This is a genomic window from Bradyrhizobium sp. WD16 (genome assembly GCF_024181725.1).
Classification (GTDB): Bacteria; Pseudomonadota; Alphaproteobacteria; order Rhizobiales; family Xanthobacteraceae; genus Bradyrhizobium_A.
The window spans coordinates 971,492-993,477 of record NZ_CP028908.1 but is presented as its reverse complement, the minus strand read 5'-3'; the positions used below and the strand labels follow the sequence as shown (position 1 = coordinate 993,477).

20 protein-coding genes and 1 pseudogene are annotated in these 21,986 nt (G+C 67.4%); 10 read left to right on the top strand and 11 right to left on the bottom strand.

Annotated elements, in window-relative coordinates; all coding sequences use genetic code 11:
• Positions 1 to 149 precede the first annotated feature (149 nt).
• The 3 genes from rpsU to purE form a co-directional block, all read right to left on the bottom strand.
• Positions 150 to 431: a 30S ribosomal protein S21 gene (gene rpsU, locus DB459_RS04640; protein WP_253713424.1), complete on the bottom strand. Its 282-nt coding sequence runs from the start codon at positions 429 to 431 to the stop codon at positions 150 to 152.
• Positions 432 to 584: 153 nt separating this feature from the next.
• A complete protein-coding gene (locus DB459_RS04635; RefSeq protein WP_253711761.1) occupies positions 585 to 1,703 on the bottom strand; it encodes a 5-(carboxyamino)imidazole ribonucleotide synthase in 1,119 nt (372 codons plus the stop codon).
• Positions 1,700 to 2,188 carry a 5-(carboxyamino)imidazole ribonucleotide mutase gene (purE, locus tag DB459_RS04630; RefSeq protein WP_253711760.1) on the bottom strand — a complete coding sequence of 163 codons (489 nt, stop codon included), beginning with the start codon at positions 2,186 to 2,188 and terminating at the stop codon, positions 1,700 to 1,702. The genes DB459_RS04635 and purE overlap by 4 nt, the downstream gene beginning before the upstream one ends.
• Positions 2,189 to 2,633: 445 nt before the next feature.
• On the opposite strand from purE, the gene DB459_RS04625 reads away from it, so the two are divergent.
• Complete coding sequence (locus DB459_RS04625) at positions 2,634 to 3,242, top strand: GGDEF domain-containing protein (protein ID WP_371926863.1); 609 nt, start codon at positions 2,634 to 2,636, stop codon at positions 3,240 to 3,242.
• On the opposite strand, the gene DB459_RS04620 is transcribed toward DB459_RS04625, so the two are convergent.
• The gene (locus DB459_RS04620; protein WP_253713423.1) at positions 3,232 to 3,438 is read right to left on the bottom strand and encodes a YdcH family protein; all 207 of its coding nucleotides are present in this window, start codon (positions 3,436 to 3,438) and stop codon (positions 3,232 to 3,234) included. The genes DB459_RS04625 and DB459_RS04620 overlap by 11 nt on opposite strands.
• 323 nt (positions 3,439 to 3,761) lie before the next feature.
• On the opposite strand from DB459_RS04620, the gene DB459_RS04615 reads away from it, so the two are divergent.
• Entirely contained in the window at positions 3,762 to 3,947 is a 186-nt protein-coding gene (locus DB459_RS04615; protein WP_253711758.1) for a YdcH family protein, read from the top strand.
• A 221-nt stretch (positions 3,948 to 4,168) separates the two neighbouring features.
• On the opposite strand, the gene DB459_RS04610 is transcribed toward DB459_RS04615, so the two are convergent.
• Positions 4,169 to 5,305 (bottom strand): NAD(P)/FAD-dependent oxidoreductase, encoded by a 1,137-nt coding sequence (locus DB459_RS04610; RefSeq protein ID WP_253711757.1) that lies wholly within the window; start codon positions 5,303 to 5,305, stop codon positions 4,169 to 4,171.
• Positions 5,306 to 5,504: 199 nt separating this feature from the next.
• Here DB459_RS04610 and DB459_RS04605 point away from each other — a divergent pair, with 199 nt between their 5' ends.
• The 5 genes from DB459_RS04605 (at position 5,505) to DB459_RS04585 (ending at position 11,564) form a co-directional block, all read left to right on the top strand.
• Positions 5,505 to 8,168 (top strand): EAL domain-containing protein, encoded by a 2,664-nt coding sequence (locus tag DB459_RS04605; protein WP_253711756.1) that lies wholly within the window; start codon positions 5,505 to 5,507, stop codon positions 8,166 to 8,168.
• Between the two features lie 64 nt (positions 8,169 to 8,232).
• Positions 8,233 to 8,439: a hypothetical protein gene (locus DB459_RS04600; protein ID WP_253711755.1), complete on the top strand. Its 207-nt coding sequence runs from the start codon at positions 8,233 to 8,235 to the stop codon at positions 8,437 to 8,439.
• Positions 8,440 to 8,642: 203 nt separating this feature from the next.
• Positions 8,643 to 9,800 (top strand): ABC transporter ATP-binding protein, encoded by a 1,158-nt coding sequence (locus DB459_RS04595; RefSeq protein ID WP_253711754.1) that lies wholly within the window; start codon positions 8,643 to 8,645, stop codon positions 9,798 to 9,800.
• Between the two features lie 64 nt (positions 9,801 to 9,864).
• Positions 9,865 to 10,716, top strand: a complete 852-nt coding sequence (locus DB459_RS04590) for an ABC transporter permease (protein ID WP_253713422.1) — start codon at positions 9,865 to 9,867, stop codon at positions 10,714 to 10,716.
• A 26-nt stretch (positions 10,717 to 10,742) separates the two neighbouring features.
• Complete coding sequence (locus DB459_RS04585; protein ID WP_253713421.1) at positions 10,743 to 11,564, top strand: ABC transporter permease; 822 nt, start codon at positions 10,743 to 10,745, stop codon at positions 11,562 to 11,564.
• Positions 11,565 to 11,638: 74 nt separating this feature from the next.
• On the opposite strand, the gene DB459_RS04580 is transcribed toward DB459_RS04585, so the two are convergent.
• The gene (locus DB459_RS04580) at positions 11,639 to 11,959 is read right to left on the bottom strand and encodes a hypothetical protein (RefSeq protein ID WP_253711753.1); all 321 of its coding nucleotides are present in this window, start codon (positions 11,957 to 11,959) and stop codon (positions 11,639 to 11,641) included.
• Positions 11,960 to 12,084: 125 nt separating this feature from the next.
• Between DB459_RS04580 and DB459_RS04575 the strand changes: the two are divergent.
• Positions 12,085 to 12,204: pseudogene (locus DB459_RS04575) on the top strand (putrescine ABC transporter permease PotI); the annotation flags it as partial.
• A gap of 52 nt (positions 12,205 to 12,256) precedes the next feature.
• Here the strand turns inward: DB459_RS04575 and DB459_RS04570 are convergent.
• The 4 genes from DB459_RS04570 to DB459_RS04555 form a co-directional block, all read right to left on the bottom strand.
• Entirely contained in the window at positions 12,257 to 13,102 is an 846-nt protein-coding gene (locus tag DB459_RS04570; protein ID WP_253711752.1) for an alpha/beta fold hydrolase, read from the bottom strand.
• A gap of 102 nt (positions 13,103 to 13,204) precedes the next feature.
• Positions 13,205 to 14,146, bottom strand: coding sequence for a beta-propeller fold lactonase family protein (locus tag DB459_RS04565; protein ID WP_253711751.1), 942 nt, complete (start codon positions 14,144 to 14,146; stop codon positions 13,205 to 13,207).
• A 4-nt stretch (positions 14,147 to 14,150) separates the two neighbouring features.
• On the bottom strand, positions 14,151 to 14,729 hold the full coding sequence (locus DB459_RS04560; protein ID WP_253711750.1) for an SRPBCC family protein: 579 nt from the start codon (positions 14,727 to 14,729) through the stop codon (positions 14,151 to 14,153).
• Between the two features lie 161 nt (positions 14,730 to 14,890).
• Entirely contained in the window at positions 14,891 to 16,849 is a 1,959-nt protein-coding gene (locus tag DB459_RS04555; protein WP_253713420.1) for an AsmA family protein, read from the bottom strand.
• A 246-nt stretch (positions 16,850 to 17,095) separates the two neighbouring features.
• Here DB459_RS04555 and DB459_RS04550 point away from each other — a divergent pair, with 246 nt between their 5' ends.
• Both DB459_RS04550 and DB459_RS04545 read left to right on the top strand, forming a co-directional pair.
• On the top strand, positions 17,096 to 17,800 hold the full coding sequence (locus DB459_RS04550) for a CoA transferase subunit A (protein ID WP_253711749.1): 705 nt from the start codon (positions 17,096 to 17,098) through the stop codon (positions 17,798 to 17,800).
• A 20-nt stretch (positions 17,801 to 17,820) separates the two neighbouring features.
• Positions 17,821 to 18,471: a 3-oxoacid CoA-transferase subunit B gene (locus tag DB459_RS04545; RefSeq protein ID WP_253711748.1), complete on the top strand. Its 651-nt coding sequence runs from the start codon at positions 17,821 to 17,823 to the stop codon at positions 18,469 to 18,471.
• A 16-nt stretch (positions 18,472 to 18,487) separates the two neighbouring features.
• Here DB459_RS04545 and DB459_RS04540 read toward each other — a convergent pair whose 3' ends face one another.
• On the bottom strand, positions 18,488 to 21,715 hold the full coding sequence (locus DB459_RS04540; protein ID WP_253711747.1) for an ATP-binding protein: 3,228 nt from the start codon (positions 21,713 to 21,715) through the stop codon (positions 18,488 to 18,490).
• Positions 21,716 to 21,986: the final 271 nt, after the last annotated feature.

The following is a 21,986-nucleotide window of genomic DNA, read 5'->3' as shown; positions in this document are numbered from 1 at the left end:
CGATCGCCGCCTTCCCCGATCAGATCAGCAAATCAGATCAGCAAATAAAAAAGCGGACCGAAGGGCCCGCTTCTTTCATCTGACGCGTCTTTCAACCGAGATGTCTTCGGAATCCGGCTTCGAAAAGCTTCGTTCCGCAAACGTGGCGTTCAGCGCGGTCCGCGCGGACCCGCACTGGCGCCCGGCCGGCCACGGTCGGCGCCGAAGGCCGGCTTCGGCTTCATCGGCAGCAGGCCTTCGCGCTGCAGCTTCTTGCGGGCCAGTTTGCGGGCGCGGCGCACAGCCTCGGCCTTTTCGCGAGCCTTCTTCTCAGAGGGCTTTTCGTAGTGTCCGCGGAGCTTCATCTCGCGGAAAATGCCCTCGCGCTGCATCTTCTTCTTGAGCGCCTTGAGAGCCTGATCGACGTTGTTATCGCGAACGAGAACCTGCACGCGGCATCCTTTTGTCTGGTCTAAAACTATGAAAATTCTGAAGATCGCGAAGGCCGGCAAAGGGCCACGCCAGTCGCATCAAGGGCGCGGACATAGCAGATCGGGCCGGCAATGTCCATCGCCGCACCGCGGCTTTTGGCGGCCGGATCGAGCTTATTTGCCCGCCTTGACCGCGCCGGCGGAATGCGCCCGGATCTCGGTAACATGACCCATCTTGCGGCCCGGCCGGGGCACGCCCTTGCCGTAGAGGTGGACGGTGGCGCCGGGAACCTGCAGCCAGCGCTCGTAGCCAAGCACGTCGTCGCCGATCAGGTTGGTCATGGTGACGTCGCCGTGGCGGACCGGGTGGCCCAGCGGCCAGCCGGCGATCGCCCGGACGTGCTGTTCGAACTGCGATATCGAGGCACCGTCGAGGGTCCAGTGGCCCGAATTATGGACCCGCGGCGCGATCTCGTTGACCAGGAGGCGCGGGGCGGAGCCGTCCGCCAGAACGAACATTTCGACCGCGAAGACCCCGACATAGCCGAGCGCGTCGGCGATGGTGGTGGCGATGGAGCGGGCCTCGGCGGCCACGGTGTCGGGAATTCGGGCCGGGGCGTAGGAGTATTTCAGGATGTGGTCGCGGTGCTCGTTCTCGGTGATGTCGAAGCACACCACCTCGCCATCGGTGCCGCGGGCCGCGATCACCGAAATTTCCTTCTCGAACGGCACGAAGGCCTCGAGGATCGCGGAACTGCTGCCGAGCTCGGTCCAGCGCGCGTCGAGATCGTCGCCCTCCTGCACCTTCACCTGGCCCTTGCCGTCGTAGCCGAAGCGGCGGGTCTTGAGCACCGCCGGCCGGCCGATCTGGTCGAGAGCACGGCAGAGGGCGTCGACCGACCCGACGTCGGCGTAGCGCGCGGTGGCGATGCCGAGGCCGGTGACGAAATTCTTCTCCGCCAGCCTGTCCTGGGTGGTTTCGAGCACGCTGGTCGCGGGCAGCACCGGGCGCCGCGCGGCGAGGATCATCGCGGTCGCCGCCGGCACGTTCTCGAATTCATAGGTGATGACGTCGACATCGGCGGCAAACAGCTCCAGCGCCTCGACGTCGGCATATTCGGCGCAGGTGGCGTGCTGGACCACATCGAAGGCGGGCGAATCCGGGTCCGGTGAGAACACCTGGGCCTTGAGCCCGAGGCGCGCCGCAGCCATCGCCAGCATGCGGCCGAGCTGGCCGCCGCCGAGAATGCCGATGGTGTCACCCGGCCTGAGCTTGCGTGCTGCGGTCGTCACGCCGGATCCTCCGGTCGCTCGCTCACGGCATCGGTCTGCTGGCGCCGCCAGGCCGCAAGACGGCCGGCGAGCGGCGCGTCGTGGAGCGCCAGCACGCTGGCGGCCAGCAGCGCCGCGTTGATCGCGCCGGCCTTGCCGATGGCGAGGGTGCCGACCGGGATGCCGGCCGGCATCTGAACGATGGAGTAGAGCGAATCCACCCCGGACAACGCCTTGGATTCCACCGGCACGCCGAAGACCGGCAGTTCGGTCAGCGAGGCGGTCATGCCGGGCAGATGGGCGGCGCCGCCGGCGCCGGCGATGATCACCTCGAAGCCGGCGCCCTTGGCGCCCTTGGCGAAGGCAAACAGCCGCTCCGGGGTCCGGTGTGCCGACACAATGAGGGCCTCGTGCGCAATGCCGAGCGCCGTCAGGGTTTCAGCGGCATGGCGCATCGTGTTCCAGTCGGACTGGCTGCCCATGATGATGGCGACGGGGGCGGTCATGATGAATGTCTTTGCTGGTGGCGCGGTGGAATCGAAGACGGCATCGGCCGACCCTTTAGCCTGTTTCGGCGCCAAGTGGAATTGCGGGCGCCACCGAGACGCGAGCACGGTCAACGGTTTGGGGCGCGGCACGGCGGCTAGCGGTTCGCAAGGCATTGCGGCCAGAGCGCGACCGCTGGCACGGCTGCACCGATCAACTATCCTGTCAGAGCGATTCGCCCTGGTCGAACGTTGGAAACAATGGGACACTAGCATCATTATGATTCTAGTGTGGTTTTGGATCTGACGCTCCCGGACTGACCTATTCGTGCGCAAGCCCAGCCTCACTCCTTCCCCTGCCGCGTCCCCGTCCGGGGTGCGATCCGGCCGCGAGCGGCACATCGGTCTATCCTCCAGAGCCTCCCGCGGGACGGCCACGCAGCCGGCCGCGGAGGTGGCGCTGCAGATGGAACCCGGCGCCGCCAAGCCCGAGACGCCGCCGCCCGCGGAGGCCGCGCGGCTGCGGGCCGAGCTGCGGCGGCTGACCGCGGAACTCGCCCAGGCCCGCGACCGTATCGCCGAACTGGAGGACTGCGCGGAAACCGACTTCCTGCTCGACATCCCCAACCGCCGCGGCTTCGATCGCGAACTCAGGAGAGCGATCGCCTATCTCGGCCGCTACCGCGCCAGCGCCGCCTTGATCGCGCTGGACGTCGACGGCCTCAAGCCGATCAACGACGGCTACGGCCATGCCGCCGGCGACGCGGTGCTCAAGGGCATCGTCGGCGTCGTGCTGCGGCAGATCCGGTCCTCGGACATGATCGCGCGACTGGGCGGCGACGAATTCGCCGTGTTGTTGTGGAATCTCGATGAGGTCAATGCCCGGGCCAAGGCCGCTGCGCTGGAGGACGCCATCGACCGGCTGACATTCGCGTTCGGTGACAAGCCGCTCGCTGCCGGAGCATCCATCGGCGTCACCATGATCGCGCCGTCGGACGATGGCGCTGCCGCGCTCGAGCGCGCCGACCGTGAGATGTACCGTCGCAAGGCGCTGCGGCGCCGTACTAAGCGATAATGTCGGGCGTGATCTGATCCTCGACGAAAGCGATGCGGTCGCGCAATTGAAGCTTGCGTTTCTTGAGGCGCTGGAGGCGCAGCAGGTCCGGTGCAGGCGAGTGGTGCAGGGCTTCGATTGCGGCGTCGAGGTCGCGATGCTCCTGCTGCAGCTGAGCGAGCTCGAGGGCAAATTCGGAATTGTCTTGTTCGGTCATTGTCGCAGCGGGTGGAAGTCGAGCACCAGAGGTCGCTTCGAGGCAAGCATGCGCGCCGCCGGACGACGGCACGGTTCCCGCATCTCATCGCAGAAAATCATGCGCTTCGCCAGCGACGCATTCAAGGCCTTCTGCCCATAGCGCAGGCAATGTTTCTTCCGCGTCGCAGCGACAACCGGGCTATGACCTCGGCTTGTGCACTATCGTGCGGCTGCAACGAAAGTTTACCGAGGCGTGAAATGTCACAGTCGACAGTCATTGCCGCTGATGTAGACTTCTTCTCGCAGATCCAATTGAGGTCCATCTGACAGAGGAGACTTCTAATGGCGATAGAGGCGCATCTCGTTGAGCTGGAACGCAAACATCGGGTTCTGGAAAGCGAATTGCACGAAGCCCTGAGGCACCTCTCTACCGACAATTTATGGATCGTCGAGCTCAAGCGCCGCAAATTGATGGTCAAGGACGAAATCGAACGGCTGAGATCTGCCGTCAGCAGCACGATCCATTAGGGGCGAGAAGAAAAGTCCCACTCCCATCATTGCTGGTCGCCGCTGCCGGTCATCATTGGCGTCAGCCATCGTTCCGGCACCGCATCATCCGGCATCCCTTCTCCGGCGCCGCGTTGCAGGCCTGACCAAGGTCGAGGCCTGCTGCCGCAAGTTCCCGCAGCCTTGTTGACGAACGCCGGCATCGCGTGATGCCGGCGTCGTCGGGGCGCCGGGCTTTCAAATCAGCTGGCGAGGTCGCCGGGTTCATCGCCGGCGCCGATGCCGGCCAGCCCCCCGACATGGCCGGCGATCGCCAGCGAAGCCGTCAGCCCCGGCGACTCGATGCCGAACAGGTTGATCAGTCCGGCAACGCCGTGGTCGGCCGGGCCCTGGATGACGAAATCCTGCACGGCAACGGCGGACGGCACGATCTTCGGCCGGACGCCGGCATAGCCCGGCGCCAGCGCGCCGTCGGGCAGGGCAGGCCAATAGCGCCGGATCGCGGGGTAGAAGCGCGCCATCCGCGAGGTATCCACCTCGTAATCGATGTCGTCGACCCATTCGACGTCGGGTCCGAACTTCGCCTGGCCGCCGAGGTCGAGCGTGAGATGCACACCGAGACCGCCGGGCTCCGGCACCGGGTAGATCAGGTGCGAAAACGGCGCGCGCGCGGAACAGCTGAAATAGTTGCCCTTGGCGTAATAAGCGGTCGGGACCTTGTCGGCCGGCATGCCGACGATGGTGCGGGCGAGCGCCGGCGCGTGGAGGCCGGCGGCATTGATCAGCAGCCGGCAGCCCAGCGTCATGGGCGTCTCGCCGCCGGCTTCGACGGTGATCGCGCCGCGCTCGGCCCGCGCTCGCTCAAAAGGGGTGTTGAACGCGAAGGCGGCGCCGGCCGCCTCGGCGTCGCCGCGCAGCGCCAGCATATAGCCGTGACTGTCGACAATGCCGGTCGAGGGGGAGAGCAGCGCAGCCGTGCAGTTCAACGCCGGCTCGAGCCGCCGCGCCGCCGCGCCGTCGAGTTCCTCCAGGTCGGCGACACCGTTGGCCGCGGCGCGGGCGCGGATGGACGCAAGCTTGTCGCCCTCCTCGGCAGTGGTGGCGACGATCAGCTTGCCGCAGCGGCGATGGCCGACGCCATGCGACTCGCAAAAACGATAAAGCGACCGGCGACCGGCGACGCAATGGCGGGCCATCAGGCTGCCCGCGGCGTAATAGATGCCGGCATGGATCACTTCGCTGTTGCGCGACGATGTTCCGGTCCCGATGTCGGACGCGGCTTCCAGCACGATGACCTCGCGGCCAGCCCTGGCGAGGCGCCGGGCGATGGCGAGGCCGACCACGCCGGCGCCGATGACGATGCAGTCGATTTGATCCATGGCCCGGCGCAATTTAGGGAGTGGTTAACCCGGCAGGTCGTCGTTCCGCCGCATGTTTTATCGCGGCATTAAGCATGTGGGGGCATTTGCCTCAATTCCAGCCAGCTGAAGCAGAGGCCGCAGCAGGCGTTTACCCGATTCAAACGGCTGCAACCAGACACTCCGCCGACATTTTAGGCGGGGCGCTGGTGATCTGAGCATGGCCGGAACGACTGGAGGCAAAGCGAAAGTCTTCGCGACTGCCGTGCTGTGCGCGTGGCTCATCGCCACGCCGGCGTGGCCGGCTGAGGGCACAGCGCTGATCCCCGGATTGGAAGCCGCCGAGCCCGGCACCGTCTGGCAGATTCTGCTCGGAGGCCTGACGATTCTCGGCTTCCTGGCGGCGGTGATGGTGTGGGCGATGTCGGCGATGCAGCGCCTCAAGCGCGTCGGCCGGCGCAACACCGCCTTCATCAGTGCCGCCCTGAACAACATGAATATCGGCGTCGTCATCGTCGATGCCAGGCAGAACCTGGTCTTCTGCAACGACAGCTATCTGCGTCTCTATGGCCTGTCGCGGGCCGATCTGCGTTCCGGCATGTCCGGCCGTGAGCTCATCGAACTGCGCCACGCGCGCAACCAGATCGTCTGCGACGTCGATGCGTTCATGGAGCAGGTCAGCAGCGACGCCGGTCATGTCAGCGAGTTGCCGGACGGCCGGTCCATTCTCGTCAAGCACCGCGAGCTGCGCAGCGGCGGCGCCATTTCGATCCACGAGGATTGCACGGAGCGCCGGCGCCTGTCGCGTCAGCTCGCCACCGCCAAGCGCTTCCTGGAAGCGGTGATCGACAATATTCCGGTCTGCGTCGCCGCCAAGAACATCGACGATGGCCGCTATATCCTGGCGAACCGCGCCTTCGAGGAGTTCGCGCGATTGCCGCGCGAGCGCATCATCGGCCGCACAGCCGACGAGATTTTCGCGGGCCGGACCGCCGTCAATGTCGCCGAACTCGACCGCAAGGCGGTGGCGACGCCGGGCGACGTTCTGCGCACCGACTTCGCCGTCGAACGCGACGGCCAGGACCGGATCCTGCGCACGATCCGGTCGATCGCGCGCAACGACGCCGATCAGCCCGAATTCCTGATCGCTGTCTTCGAGGACGTCACCGAGCGGCGGAGCCTGTCGCAAGAGCTCGAGAGCACCAAGAAGTTCCTCGAGATGATCATCGATCATGTCCCGATCGCGCTCGACGTCAAGCGGGTCAGCGACGGCCAGTACCTGTTCGTCAACCGCAGCGCCGAAAAGATCTTCAATCGTGACCGCGAGGCGGTGGTGGGCTCCACGGTCGAGCAGATCTACGGCTCGGCCGCAAAGCTGATCATGGAGCGCGATAACATCGCGATCCGCAAGCGCGGCCAGACCATCGAGGAGCAGCCGATCCAGACCAGGAGCGGGCTGCGCCTGTTTCTCACCCGGCGCGTCACGGTGCTCGACGATGCCGGCGAGCCGCGTTACCTGATCAAGACCAACGAGGACATCACCGATCGTCGCCAGACCGAGTCGCGCATGGCCCATATGGCCTACCACGACACGCTCACCGATCTGCCGAACCGCGCGGCTTTCATCCAGGCCCTGACGCAGATGATCGACGCCTGCAGCGGCACCGACGAGGAATTCGCGGTGCTGTCGATGGACATGGACCGCCTCAAGGAAATCAACGATGTGTTCGGTCATTCGCTCGGCGATCAGCTGCTGATCGAGGTGTCGGGCCGGATCCAGGACGCCGCCCGAGGCGGCGTCGTCGCCCGCCTCAGCGGCGACGAGTTCGGGCTCATCATCGACGGCAAGCAGCCCCAGGCGGCCGTGGCGCTCGCTGAACGGCTGGTCGAATGCATGCGCGCGGAGTTCGTGATCGACGGCAAGTCGGTGCGGACCGGGTTGACCATCGGCATCTCGGTCTTCCCGCGCCACGGCACCGACGCCGCCGCGCTGCTCGCCAATGCCGGCGTCGCGCTGTTCCGCGCCAAGGCCAAGGGCCGCGGCACCGTCACCGTCTTCGAGGCCGAGACCGACCAGCAGATCCGCGACCGCCGGGCGCTCTACCAGGAGCTCACCGCGGCGTTGAAGGGCGGGCAGCTCTCGCTGCACTACCAGCCCCAGGCCCGCACCGGGCACGGCGTGGCGTCGCCGGAGATCGTCGGCTTCGAGGCGCTGGTGCGCTGGACCCACCCGGTCCGCGGCGTGGTGTCGCCCGCCGACTTCATCCCGCTCGCCGAGGAGAGCGGCCTCATCGTCGAACTCGGCGAATGGGTGCTGCGCGAGGCCTGCCGTGAAGCCGCCTCGTGGCCAAAGCCGCTGCGGGTCGCCGTCAATCTTTCGCCGGCCCAGTTCCAGCACGGCGATCTCGTCGGCCTCGTTCACTCCATCCTGCTGGAGACCGGCCTGTCGCCCGGCCGGCTGGAACTCGAAATCACCGAGGGCGTGCTGATCGGCGACTTCGATCGCGGCCTGTCGCTGCTGCGCCGGCTCAAGGTGCTCGGCGTGCGCATCGCCATGGACGATTTCGGCAGCGGCTATTCGTCCCTGACCTATCTGCAGGCCTTCCCCTTCGACAAGATCAAGATCGACCGGACCTTCGTTCTCAATCTCGGCTGCAATACCCAGTCGGCCGCGATCATTCGCGCCATGATCAGCCTCGGCCGCGGTCTCGACATCCCGATCGTCGCCGAGGGCGTCGAGACCCAGGAGCAGCTCAATTTCCTCGCCGAGGAAAACTGCGATCAGGTCCAGGGCTACTTCCTCGGCAAGCCGGCTCCGATCGATCAGTATGCCGAAGTCGTCGGCCGCCCGGCGCCCGAACCGGTCGTCCGCAAGGCCGGCTGAGCGGCCACGGATCATTCCTGCCGCATTTGCCTGCCCGCCGCGCTCCGGCGGCCGGAAAATATCCTTGACCGGCAGACCCGGTCTGGATGATCTCGGCCCGGATCTCAGCTATCAGATTCACACATCATTCTGCGTCGTCCCCCGCTTCAAGCCTACGAGATTCACGCATCCGGGCGGCGACAACGGAGTGAAAAGATGCGCCCTGACCTTCATTCTCGTCATGGCCGGGCTTGTCGCCCGGAAGTCGGATGTTTCCGACTTCCGGCATTAAGGAGAACGCGATCCGGTGAAGGCCGGATCGCTATGCCATCCACGACTTGCTTGCTGCAGCGTCGTGAAGTCGTGGATGCCCGGCACAAGGCCGGGCATGACGACGGAAAGGCTGAAGAGTGGCCGCTTTCTCGGCTGCGGACCAGATGTGTGAATACGATAGCCGGATATCAGCGAGGGGCCGAGGGCGGGCGGGCGCGCGACATGACGAACCAGGGCACAGGCAAGCTTCTTCGCGGCACGGCGGCGGCGCCGCCGGCGGATCGGCCCGCGCCGCTGCTGCGCATCGAGAGCGTGGTGAAACGGTTCGGCGGCGTCACCGCGGTGGACAGGCTCAGCCTCGACGTCGCCGCGGGCGAATTCTTTGCGCTGCTCGGACCGTCCGGCTGCGGCAAGACCACGCTCCTGCGGATGCTGGCTGGCTTTGAGACCCCGGACGAGGGCCGCATCCTGCTCGACGGCCGCGATGTCGCCGACGTGCTGCCGCACCGCCGGCCGGTCAACATGATGTTCCAGTCCTATGCGTTGTTTCCCCATCTCTCGGTGCGGGACAACATCGCCTTCGGACTGAAGCGCGCTGGCCTTGAGGCCGCCGAGATCGCGGCACGGGTGAAGGAGATGGTGGCCCTCGTCGGGCTCGAAGGGCTGGAGCGGCGCAAGCCCGACCAGCTCTCGGGCGGCCAGCGCCAGCGCGTCGCACTGGCGCGCGCCCTTGCCCGCCGGCCGCGCATCCTGCTGCTCGACGAGCCGCTGGCGGCGCTCGACAAGAAGCTGCGCGAGCGCACCCAGGCGGAATTGCTGGCGCTGCAGCGCCGCCTCGGCACCACCTTCATCATCGTCACCCACGACCAGGACGAGGCGATGACCATGGCCGACCGCATCGGCGTGATGGATCACGGCGGCCTCGTCCAGGTCGCTTCGCCGCGCGAACTCTACGAGGCGCCGAACTGCCGCTGGATCGCCGGTTTCTTCGGCGACGTGAACCTGTTCGAGGGCGAGGTGTCGACCCAGGCCAACGGCCGCCTCACGCTCGCGAGCCGGGAGGCGGGGGCCATCGTCGCCGTCGACCATGGCGGCTCGCCGCGCCCCGCCGGGCTCAGCGTCGCGGTCCGGCCGGAGAAGATCCGGCTGACGGCGCCCGGCGCCGCGCCGATCGCCGCAGCGGAGAACCGCCTTTCCGGCGAGATCCACGAGGTCGATTATCGCGGCGGCGCCTCGATCTATCGCGTGGGCCTGCCCGGCGGCTTCGTGCTGCGCGCGGCGCTGGTCAATGCCTCGCGTCTCGCCGCCGACCAGTTCGCGCCCGGGGAGGCGGTGATCGCCTCCTTCGCGGCGAGCGACTGCGTCGTCCTGGAGCGCTGAGGCCGTGGCCCGCCGCATCTTCACCCGTCCGGCCCGCCTCGCGGCCGTTCTGCCCTATCTGTGGATGCTGCTGTTCTTCCTGGTGCCGTTCGGCTTCGTGGCGAAGATCAGCCTGTCGCAGACCGTGATCGCGATGCCGCCCTATCTGCCGGTGATCGATCCGGCGGCGGGGTGGGCGAGCGTCAAGGCGGCGCTCGGCGAATTCAGCCTGTCGAACTTCGTCCTGCTCGGATCGGACGAGCTCTATCCGCTGTCCTATCTGCGCAGCCTCGTCGTGGCGCTGGCCTCGACCGCCATGCTGGCGGCGATCGGTTATCCGGTGGCCTACGCCATGGCGCGGCTGCCGGCGTCATGGCAGCCGCTGGCGATGACCCTGGTGATCGTGCCGTTCTGGACCTCGTTCCTGATCCGGATCTATGCCTGGATCAACGTGCTCCAGCATGATGGCCTGCTCAACCGCCTGCTGCTCGCCCTGCATCTCGTCGATCAGCCGGTAGTGTGGCTGTCGACCGACAGCGCCATGTATCTCGGCATCGTCTATTCCTATTTCCCCTTCATGATCCTGCCGCTCTACGCGACGCTGGCGAAGCTCGACCCGGCACTGGTCGAAGCCGCCGCCGATCTCGGCTGCTCGCGCCTGAAGGCGTTCTGGCTCGTCACGGTGCCGCTGTCGCTGCCCGGCGTCGCCGCCGGCGCGCTGCTCTGCTTTATTCCCATCGTCGGCGAATTCGTCATCCCGGACCTGCTCGCGGGCTCGGACCGGATGATGATCGGCCAGACCCTGTGGCTCGAATTCTTCACCAACAAGGACTGGCCGGTCGCCGCGGCACTGGCCGTGGTGCTGCTCGTGCTCCTGCTCGCGCCGCTCCTGCTCTACGAGCGGCTGCAGCGCCGCCAGCTCGAGGACGTTGCCTGATGCCGGACCTGGGCGGACATCGGATCATGGCCCCGCGGCGCCGTCTCGCTGCGCTGTCCGGCGTCAATGTGGCCGCGCTGGCGCTCGGTCTTTCCTTTCTCTACCTGCCGATCCTGATCCTGGTGATCTATTCCTTCAACGCCTCGCGGCTGGTCACGGTCTGGGGCGGCTGGTCGCTGCGCTGGTACGCCGAATTCTTCGCCGATCGCGAGATGCTGGATGCGGCCTGGATGAGCCTGCGGGTCGCGGCGGTCTCGGCATCGGCCGCCACCGTGCTCGGCACCGTCGCCGCGCTGGCGCTGGCGCGCGGCGGCGGCTTCCGCGGCCGCACCCTGTTCTCCGGCATGCTCTATGCGCCCCTCGTCATGCCCGAGGTGATCACCGGGCTGTCGCTGCTGTTGTTCTTCGTCGCGCTCGACGCCTCCCGCGGCTTCTGGACGATCACGGCGGCGCATACCACGCTGACCATGTGTTTCGTCACCGTGGTGGTGCAGTCGCGGCTCGGCGCACTCGATCGCAGCCTGGAGGAAGCCGCGATGGACCTTGGCTGCCGGCCGGCGCAGGCCTTCGTTGCGGTGACGCTGCCGCTGATCATGCCGGCGGTGATCGCCGGCTGGATGCTCGCCTTCACGCTGTCGCTCGACGATCTCGTGATCGCGAGCTTCACCACCGGGCCGGGCTCGGCGACGCTGCCGATCCGGATCTATTCCGAGGTCAGGCTGGGGGTCAAACCGGAGATCAACGCCATCAGCACGCTGCTGGTCGCTGCGGTCGCGGTGCTGATCGTCGTCGCCTCGCTCGCCGCCAAGCTCACCCGCAGGGCCGGGGAGGGCGCCGCGCCGCTGTAGGGGGCGGTTGCGACGAGAGCGGAACCTCCTGCTCGAACTCAACCGGGCTGTTCCCGCTGCGACCGTTGGGCGGTTTAGCCGCTATTCGTCTCTTCGGTGATCAGCGAATAGCTTGTGCTGCGACCGCCGGCCAGGTTCTTCGTCAGCACGCCTTTTGCAACAAGATCGTCGATGTCACGCAGCGCCGTGTCCTGCGAGGACTTCGTCAGCTGGGCCCATTTTGATGAGGTGAGCTTGCCTTCAAAGCCGTCGAACAGTCGCTCGATCATCGCGCGCTGGCGGTCATTGAACGTTTGATCGGCATGTTTCTTCCAGAAGCGTGCCTTCCGGAGAACCGAGGCAAGGATCGTGTCGGCGCGATCAAAGGCACGGTCCAGGCAATTCAAAATATCCAATTGGAAGTTCGTTCTGGCCCACGACAAAGGACCAGAACCGTGAAGTGCAGCCGCTTTTCGGAAGAGCAGACTATCGGGATTTTGAAGGAGCAAGAGGCCGGCGTTTCAGTCGCCGTTCTGCGCCGCTGCCGCTGATCATGCCGGCGGTGATCGCCGGCTGGATGCTCGCCTTCACGCTGTCGCTCGACGATCTCGTCATCGCGAGCTTCACCACCGGGCCGGGCTCGGCGCCGCTGCCGATCCGGTGTCTCCGACATTCGGCATTAGAAGCGGGGGACCGCTTTTCGGGCGCAGCGGTCAACGCCCCGGTTCCGACTGGCCTGACCGGCGGCCGGAGCAGCGGTGGATGAACTCCGCGAGCAGACCCGTGACGTCCGCCGGTCGCTCCAGGCTTGGCAGATGGGCGGCGCCGGTCAACTCATGGTACGACCCGTGCAATACCGTAGTTGCAATATAACGGCTTCGTTCTTGAATGTTGGGAAGGTCGAGGTCACCGCAAATCACAAGCGATGGTGCCGATATCTCGCCCAGACGATCGAAGGCGGGTGCGACATCAAGGTTCGCTCCGGTCGGCGGCGACCGCTGCGCAATGGCGTTCATGTCGTGGAACAGCCGGCGAGGCTGACCCATGACACGCCCCTCGGGCGCCAGTGGACCGTCCAGAAAAAGCCGAGCTTTCAGCGCGATCACCTGGTCCAGATCGCCGGCCTTCTGGGCGTCCTTGATCTGGGCCATCAGGCGCTTGATGTCGGGCGGATAGACCGGCTCGGGCGTGCCGGTCGCGCTGGGCGAAATGAGAACCAGAGCACGGACAAATGACGGATGCCGAAGCGCCGCGTCGAGCGCGATTCGCCCACCATCCGAGCATCCGACAAGGATCGTAGGCTTACCGCCCGCCATGGCATCAATCACCGCCATCAAGTCCGCGACTGCCGAAAAATCTTCCTTTTCGGCGCGGGTCTCGCCAAAGCCCCGCCGATCATAGGCGATAGCCGTATTGTTTGCGGCGACGCCATCCAGTTGCGCGCGCCACATCCGGCGATCGCCGATGCCGGCGTGCAGAAAGACAACAGGGTCGCCGCTACCGACGACCTCCGCAGCCAGCGTGGCGCGGCCCGACGCAATCTGATGATTGGAGCTCATGATCGATCCTGACGGGTGCCGGTGGCCGCCCACTTCGGTTGCAGCAGCAAGTGGCCTTGGATCGCTGCCGGTGTCGGGCCGACGAACCGGCGCCGCCGTGCTCTACCGGATGAATTGGCCGAAGGCCCGTGGGCCGTCGCCGACATTGACCTCCTTCACCACCTTGAGTGTCTCGGTGTCGATCATGCTGAGCGCGTTGGCGAACCAGCTCGCGACGTAGACATGGTTGCCGTCGCGGCTCGGCGAGATGCCTTCGGGATATTCGCCGACCTCGATGGTCTTGAGCACCTTGAGCGTCGCCGTGTCGAACACGGTGATGGAGCTGCCATATTGATTGGTGACGAAGACTTTGCCGTGCGCCAGAGCCACCGCGTAGGGACGCAGGCCGACCTTGACGGTGCCGATCACCTGTCGCGCGGTGAGGTCGATGATCGTCACCGTGTTGGAGCCGACATTGGCGGTATAGGCCCGCCGCCCGTCGGCATCGATGGTGATGCCGAACGGGCGAATGCCGACCGGGATCACGGCGACGCGGTCGAGCGTCGCGGCATCGACCACCGAGACGGCATTGTCGTCGCGGTCGGCGGTGAGGACGAAGGCGCCGTCCGGCGTGACCGCGACGCCGGAGGGCGAGGTGCCGACCATCGCGGTGCGGGCCGGCATCTTGTCTTCGGGGTCGAGGGCGAGGAGGCGCTTCGAATACCAGTCCGCGACATAGACCGGATGCCCCGATGGATGCACGGCGACGCCGAGCGGGCCGCCCTCGAGCTTGATCTGGCGCAGGATCTTGCGGTGCTCCGCGTCGATCACGGTCAGCATCTTGCCTTCCGGGCTCGTGACATAGGCGCGGGCGCCGTCGGCCGAGACCGCGATGCCGGCCGGTTCGCCCGCCACCGCGATGGTGGCGAGCTTTTCCATGCTGGCGGTATCGACGATGACGACCTGCTCGCCTGGCTGGTCGGTGACGAAGGCCTCGCCGGCGCCGACCGGCGCCGCCGATGCGGCCAGCAGCAGCACCATTCCGAGGGTCAGATCGCGCCACATCGCTTTATTGGCCGGGAGCCTCGAGCTTCGTCTTCAGGGCCGAGAGCCCGGCGCGATAGAGGTCGGTCACCGCCTTGACCGCAGCCTCGTCGTTGAGTTCGGGCGGGGGATCGTTGTTGGGATAGCCCCGGTAGAAGGCGCCGCGCCACTCGACCGACGATTTGCCGCCCTCGGCAGGCGAGACCGTGATGCTGGAGGAATAGTTCGTCACCGGCAGCACCTTCACGTCGACCTTCGTGATGCGGTAGGAATAGCTCATCTTCTCCGGTTCATATTTGTACAGCACCTCATCGACGGTCGCCCCACCCTCGAGGGTCAGCTGACGCGTGGGATTCTTGCTGTCGTCCTCCGGATCGACGACCGTGTTGCCGCCCTTCGCCTCGGTTTTCGTGACTGGAGGCAGCCAGCTCATGTCGCCGAAATTGCCGACGGCGGCCCAGACTTTCTCCGGCGGCTGATTGATGATGATGGTTTCGGTGACCTTCTTGCGGACCGGGCCGTGAGCCTCTGCCGCCGAGGGAGCCAGCGCCAGGGGGGCGAGGGCGATCAGCCCGGCAAGCGCCGGGACGAGTGCAAACTTCATCAGCGTTTCCTTTTCTTGCGGCTCCGATGGCGGGAGCCTGCCCCGTCATTTAATCGGACAGATCGCGGCGCGTCGACAAAATTGCGGAGACCGGCGCGGCCTGACGAGGCTGGCTGCGGTTCGCGATCCGTCCGGAAAATTCAACGTGAGGCTGTTGCGATTTAATTGTTCGCGCTGGCGGGCGGCGCCTTGGCCGGGTTCGCGCCGGTATCGTCCGCGGGACGGCCGACACCCTTGAGGCGGTCGATCACCGAGCGCACGGCGTCGCGGGCCTTGCCGTCGCGCACGGCGTTGAGCAGCGGCGCCGACGCCGGCGAGCGGCGGATCAGGGCGTCGGAATCCGGGAAGATCAGCGGATCGTCCCATGGCCCCTGCACCACGAAGGGCAGTTCGAAGGCGGGCGGCGCGCTGGCGTTCGAGATCAGGCTGGCGACGCCTTTGAGGTCGTATTCGCGCGCCGGCACGCTCGCCGTGCCGGCCAGCGTCAGGCGCGCCGAGGGGCCTTCGATGCGCCCGTCATTGACGGTGGCGATGCCGTTGTCGATCTTCAGCGCGATAGTGAGCGCGGTGAAAGGCGTGCGGCCGCTGCGGAACTCGCCGGCGCCGGACAGCGGCCGGCGTTCGAGCCGCCGCAGCAGCTGTTCGACGTTGAACCCGACCAGCGCGCCATCGTGGCCGGTCAGGGTGATGGTGCCTGCGAGCGACTGGGCGAGTTCGTAGGGACTGCCCCCCGTGGCCTGCAAGGCGAGATTGAGATTGCCGCGGCCGGCGAGCTTGCGGCCGCCCAGCATCTCGGTCGCCAGCGCCTCGAGATCGACATCGGTGAACTGGAACTGCGATTTCAGATCGGCGCCGTCGCCGGCGCGGCTCATCCCGAACGAGCCCTGGAGAATTCCGCCGAACATCTGCGCCTCGCCGACGCTGAGCGCCAGGGTGCCGTTGCGCAGATTGGCGCCGATCGCGGTGCGGCCGAAACGGGCGGCGCCTGCCGTCACCTTGGCCGCCGACAGGCGCATGTCGAGATCCATGCTGGTGAGGCTGCGCAAGTCGAACGGCTGCCGGTTCCAATCGCGCGCGCCGCTCGTCAACAGCCGGATCGTCTCGATATAAGGCGTGATGTCGAGCGCCTCGGAGGCGAGCGTGGCCTGCAGCATCTGCCGGTCGTCGCTCGAATAGGTCAGCACGCCTTCGCTGACATTGCCGTCGATTTCCATGTTGACGTTGGTCAGCGCGATCGACGGGCCGACGACATTGGCACGGGCCTTCAGCGAAAACCGTCCGAAGCCGCTGCGGCCCGGCAGGTCGTTGCCGGTCCAGCGCAGGGCATTGCGCAACGACGGCGCATCCGCCGTCAGCGTGCCCTCCAGCATCAGGCTGGCGCGGTTCGCGGCCGCGCCGTCGAAGGCGAGCTTGAGCGGCGCCGCGGTGATCCGCGCCTTGATGCCGGAGCGGTTGCCGGCCAGGGCGGCGACGAAATCATTGATGCTGAGGCTGCCGTCCACTCGCTGGCCGCGCCAGTCGAACTGGCCGGTGGCGGCGAAGGAGCGCGAGATCGCGGGCCAGGCGAACGACAGGTCCGCGCCGCTCACAGTCTCGGCGCCCCGGTCCGCATCGTGGAAGATCAGCGTGCCGTTCCGGATCCTGACCTCGGAGAAGGTCACGGTGCTGTTGGCGCCGGGCCTGATCGTCCTCGCGAGGGTGTCGAGGATCGGCGACCAGTTGCTGTGGCCGTTGTCGGCGCGCCTGACATCGATCCGCGGATGTTCCAGAGCGACATCGGCGATTTCGTAGCGGCCCATCAGCAGCGGCACGAGGCGCAGATTGGCGGTGACGATGTCGACGCCGAGGGTGGTCGGATTGGCGGTCGGATTGGCGGACGGATCGGCGGCGGCATCCTTCAGCCGCACATCATGCAGGCTGACATAGCTGTCGGGAAACAGCGAAACCTCGGCGCCGCCGAGCACCACGAGGGGCAGGCCGGTCGCCTCGCGCAACTGGCGCTCCACCGAACGACGCAAGGCGTCGCGATCGGTGAACCAGGACACGGCGACCAAACCGATCACCACCAGCCCCAGCAACGCCGCCGCCGGCGTGCCGAGGCGCCTTATTCCCTGGGCAATGGTCAAGCTGTGATCCGGATCGGAGTTCTCATCTGGCGGATCCGCGCTGCGGCCGCCTGCATGCCCCAACTTGCTGGTTTTTCTTGACGCTTTCAAGGCCACCGGCTGAGGCGGAATGTCCTCTCCACACCGCGGGGACAGCCACTTCGGCGGCGCGGCGCTCAATCCCGGGCTGATTGACGTCTCTTGACCAATTCGCCTAATAGACTGCGCTATTTCTTCCATCCCGCATCAGGTTCGACAGCCATGAACAAGGTCTATCCGGACGCGAAAAGCGCGCTCGACGGCATTCTGAAGGACGGCATGATGGTGATGTCGGGCGGCTTCGGCCTGTGCGGCATCGCCGAAACCCTGTCAGACGCGCTGCGCGACTCCGGCGTCAAGGACCTTACCGTGGTGTCGAACAATGCCGGCGTCGACGGCATCGGGCTCAGCCGCCTGCTCGAGACCAGGCAGATCAGAAAGATGATCTCGTCCTATGTCGGCGAGAACAAGCTGTTCGCCCAGCTCTACCTCGCCGGCGAGCTCGAGCTCGAGTTCAATCCGCAGGGCACGCTGGCCGAGCGCATCCGCGCCGGCGGTGCCGGCATTCCCGGCTTCTATACCAAGACCGGCGTCGGCACCCTGATCGCCGAGGGCAAGGAAGTCCGCGAGTTCAACGGCGAGAAATACATCCTCGAGACCGGCCTCGTCGCCGACCTTGCCATCGTCCATGCCTGGAAGGGCGACACCGCAGGCAACCTGATTTATCGGAAGACCGCGCGCAACTTCAATCCGATGATGGCGACCGCGGCCAAGGTCACCGTGGCGGAAGTCGAGCATCTCGTTCCCGCCGGCGAACTCGACCCCGACCACATCCACACCCCGGGGATCTACGTCCAGCGCATCATCGAGGTCGGCACGGCCAAGAAGCGCATCGAGCAGCGCACCACGCGCAAGCGCCCCGCCTGAGATCGAGAGGAGAAGCCCAAATGGCCTGGACCCGCGAACAGATGGCCGCCCGCGCCGCCAAGGAGCTGCGCGACGGCTTTTACGTCAATCTCGGCATCGGCATTCCGACGCTCGTCTCCAATTTCATCCCCGAAGGCGTCGACGTCCAGCTGCAGAGCGAGAACGGCATGCTCGGCATGGGACCGTTTCCCTACGAGGGCGAGGAGGATCCGGACCTCATCAACGCCGGCAAGCAGACGGTGACCGAGCTGCCGACCACCAGCTATTTCTCCAGCGCCGATTCCTTCGCCATGGTGCGCGGCGGCCACATCGACCTGTCGATCCTCGGCGCCATGCAGGTGGCCGAGAACGGCGATCTCGCCAACTGGATGATCCCCGGCAAGATGGTCAAGGGCATGGGCGGGGCGATGGATCTCGTCGCCGGCGTCAAGCGCGTCGTCGTGGTGATGGAGCATTCAGCCAAGGACGGCGCGAAGCTGCTGCACCGCTGCACGCTGCCGCTGACCGGCGAGCGCGTCGTCGACATGGTGATCACCGATCTCGCGGTCTTCACCATCGACAAGCACGGCGACAACGGCATGGCGCTGATCGAGCTCGCCGACGGCGTCACCCTCGACGAGGTCAAGGCCAAGACCGAAGCCTCCTTCCGCGTCGCGCTCAGGAACGCCTGATCCCTCGGCCGTCGGCTCACCCCGCCTTGGCCTCGGGCGGGAAGGCGACCTCGACCAGCGTGCCGGACTGCGGCGCCGAGCGGATGTGGAATTGCGCCCGGTTGGCCTCGACCAGCGCCTTGGTCAGCGACAGGTTGATGCCGGCATTGTCCTGGGCGAGCTGATCGCCGTCGGTCTGGCGGAACTGTTCGATCGCCTCGGTCATCTCGGCGTGATTGAGGCCGCGGCCGGTGTCGCGCACGCGCAGCACGACATCGCCGAATTCGCTCACCGCGGTGGAGACGATGACCTGGCCGCCGGCGCGGGCGACGTGGATCGAATTGCCGACGAGATTGAGCACGATCTGGCGCAGCGCATCGGCATCCGCCGTGACCTGCGGCAGCGCGTGGCTGAGCGCGGTGCGGATGATGATGCGCTCGCGGTTGGCCTGCGGCTGCATGATCGTCACGCATTTCTCCACCACGTCATTGAGATCCTGACCGGTGAAGGCGAGGTCGAGCTTGCCGGTCTCGGCGCGGCTCAGGTCGAGGAAGTCGCCGAGGATGCCGAGGACGCGCTCGCCCGCGGCGCGCATGTCCTTGAGGTAGGCGCCGTAGCGCTCGTTGCCGATGGCGCCGAAGCGCTCCTCGATCATGACGTCGGCGAAGCCGATGATGGCATTGAGCGGCGCGCGCAGCTCGTGGCTGAGGCGCGCCAGGATATCGGCCCGTGCGGCCGCCGTGCGTTCGGCGATGCGCCTGGAAGCGCTGTCGTCCGGGGCCGCCTGCGCCGCCGCCGGGCGCGGCCGGACGATGGCGAAACGGTGTCCGCCCGGCGCGCGGCCGAGCTTCACCGTCAGATCGAGCGGCTGGCCGTCGGGGCCGAGGCCGAGGACCTCGTGACGCGCCGGGGGGCGGCCGTCGCCTCCGCCGCCGAGCGCGGCAGCGAGTTCGTCGCGGTTGGCCCCGGCGAACAGGTCGGTGAGCGGGCGGCCCGCGAGGTCGTCGCCGGACCGGCCGAAGATCGTTTCGGCGCCGCGGTTGGATGAGGCGATGCGGCCATCCTCGGCGAGGATCAGGATGCCGTCGTCGCTCGCCTCGAGGATGGCGGCAAGCTCTCCTCGCTGCTGGTCCGACGCGTCGGCTGTGGGCGCAACCGCCGCCGGCCCGGTCGGGGCGGCGGTCTCCTGCGGCGCCGCGAGCGCGAGGATCAGGACGTGGGCCGCTTCGCCGTCCCAGACGATGTCGTGCAGTCGTGCGTCGACGGCGGCGCCATCGTCCCGACTTTGGCCCGGGCTTTCGATCCTGACCGGCGTGCCGTCGCTGCCGGCGCCCACGCCGCCGGCTCCGTGTTTCACGTCAAGCGCGTCGAGCCCGCCGGCGCCGGCGAGCGCCTCCAGGTCGGCATAGCCGACCCGATCGAGAAAGACGCGGTTGGCATGGAGCAGGCGGTCGAGACGATAGATCAGCACCCCGACCGGCAGCAGATCGAACAGCGCCGTCTCGCGCGCCGCGCTCGTGCCCGTCCGTGGCGCGGCGGCCGGCAGCGGCTCAGGGGTGGAGGATACCGCCGCGGCCGCATCGGCCTCGCTCGGGGCTTCGATGGCCTCCCCGGGCGCGGCGGTCGAGGCCGACGACTCCGCCAGCTCGCCGTCGCGCTGGTCGAGCGCATCGCGCTCGGCTTCGAGCCGGGCGGCGAGCTGGCGCGCCAGTTCGTTAAATGCGTTGTTCTCGCCGGGCGAGAGGGTCGGCGCCTTGGCGTCGGCGGAGGGCCTGAACGGCACCACATTGGGGGACGTGTCCACGGGATGATCCGTTTCTGGCGGTGAAGCGGGAGGCGGAGTATCGGCCATGGCGGGCCTCGCCTTGGTTTCGGTTGGGGCGTCAGATCTCGCCTCCAGCGCTGCGGCATCATTGCGGCGCTGTTCGGCGAGGCGGTTGAGCGCTTCGATGTCGCGGCAGACGCCGAAGCCGCGATAGCCGAGAAAATTGCGGTCACGGTCAAAGACCGGCAGGCCCGACAACTCGACCTCGAGCGCCGTCTCGGTGCCGTCCACCGGCCAGTGCACGGTGATGCCGCTCCAGGTGGCGCGGGTGGCGACGGCGGCGGCGACGCGATCTTCCGGATCGATGCCGCATTCCTCGACGATCTCGGTCCACGGCCGGCCGAACGCGGCAGAGGTCGAAGGACCGATCAACTGGGCGAATTCGTCGGAGCCGAGCGAGAAGCGTTCGTCGGCATCCATCTGCCACAGGAAGCGCAGGGGGTGATGGCGCTGCGCCGGCGCGGGCTCCGCCGCAGCGGCGTCGACCGGCGATGCCGCGGTTGCCGGGGCTGCGACCGGTTCCGGCTCGTCCGGTGCCGGGCCGGTCGATGGAACGAAGGTCGCAGTCGCGGCCATTTCGGCGGTGAGCAGTCCGCCCGGGGCCGGTTCCGGCGGCGCTTCGGCGGCCACCGCGGCTTCCGGCGAGGGCGGCACAGGCGCCGTCGCCGGCTCCGTTATGGGCGCCGCGGCGGCAGCCTCGGAAAGTTTCGCGGCGCTGTCGCCGGGCGGCGGTGCGGGCGTCGGCTCCGGCAGCTCTGCGGCCTTCATCTGGGTCTGGCCGATGAGCAGCAGCGCGGTGTCCGCCCCGCTGCCGATCCGCCGCAGCAGCAGGCGGCGGCCGTGATCGAGCGGGATCTCGGCGCCGCCCTCGTGCAGCGCCACGGCCGCGGTTTCCGCCAGCCCCAGCGCCGCGAGGGTGCCGCCGCCGCTGGCGGTGTCCATGAGCCAGTCCTCGGCCGCGGCATTGGCGGCGAGACGGAAGCCTTCGGCGTCGAAGGCGGCGGCGGCCGTATCGAAGCTGGCCACCAGGCGCTGCAGGCGCAGCTTCAGCGGCAGCGGCCGGCCGGGCTGCGCGGCTGCAACCACCAGCACGCCGATATTGCCCTTGCCGAAGACGAGGCGGCGGCAGCCGCAGGTGACGAGGCCGTTGAGGCGTGCGCCGAAGCCGCGCAGCCGATCGAGCCGCACGCTGCCGTCGAGGGCCAGGCGTCCGGCAAGCCGGGCGATCTGGCGGCGGTGGCGATCGGGCGGGCCGAAGCGGCGCGCCGCCAATGCGCCCAGGTCGTCGGCGCCGAACACGGCGGCGCCGGCGGCATTGGCCCACAGGATGCGGCTGCCGTCATTCGCCCACAGCCAGGCCGGCAGGCTGCTGGTCGCATAGGGGGCGAGCCGCGGATCGCGGATTCCACGAAACTGGAAATCGGCTTCGTCGATCGGCATCGGGCGGCGTTCGCGTCCTTCTGTCCCGGCCGGCCCCTCTCGACGCGGCGCCGGCGAGGTCGGCAGGCTTTAAGGAATTCTTAGTAAAGGGCGGAGGCGGCCAGGTCCACGGCCGGCCCCCCGGAGGCCGGGCGAAAGCCGGTATATCCTTAATTTGAGCAGGACGCGGGACCGGTCATGGCCGCGCGGCGTTGTCTTGCCGGGCGACCGGGTGCAAAGCTTTGGACCTGCGAGCAACCGGCATCCGGCGGCGAGTGAGCGAGGGAGGAAT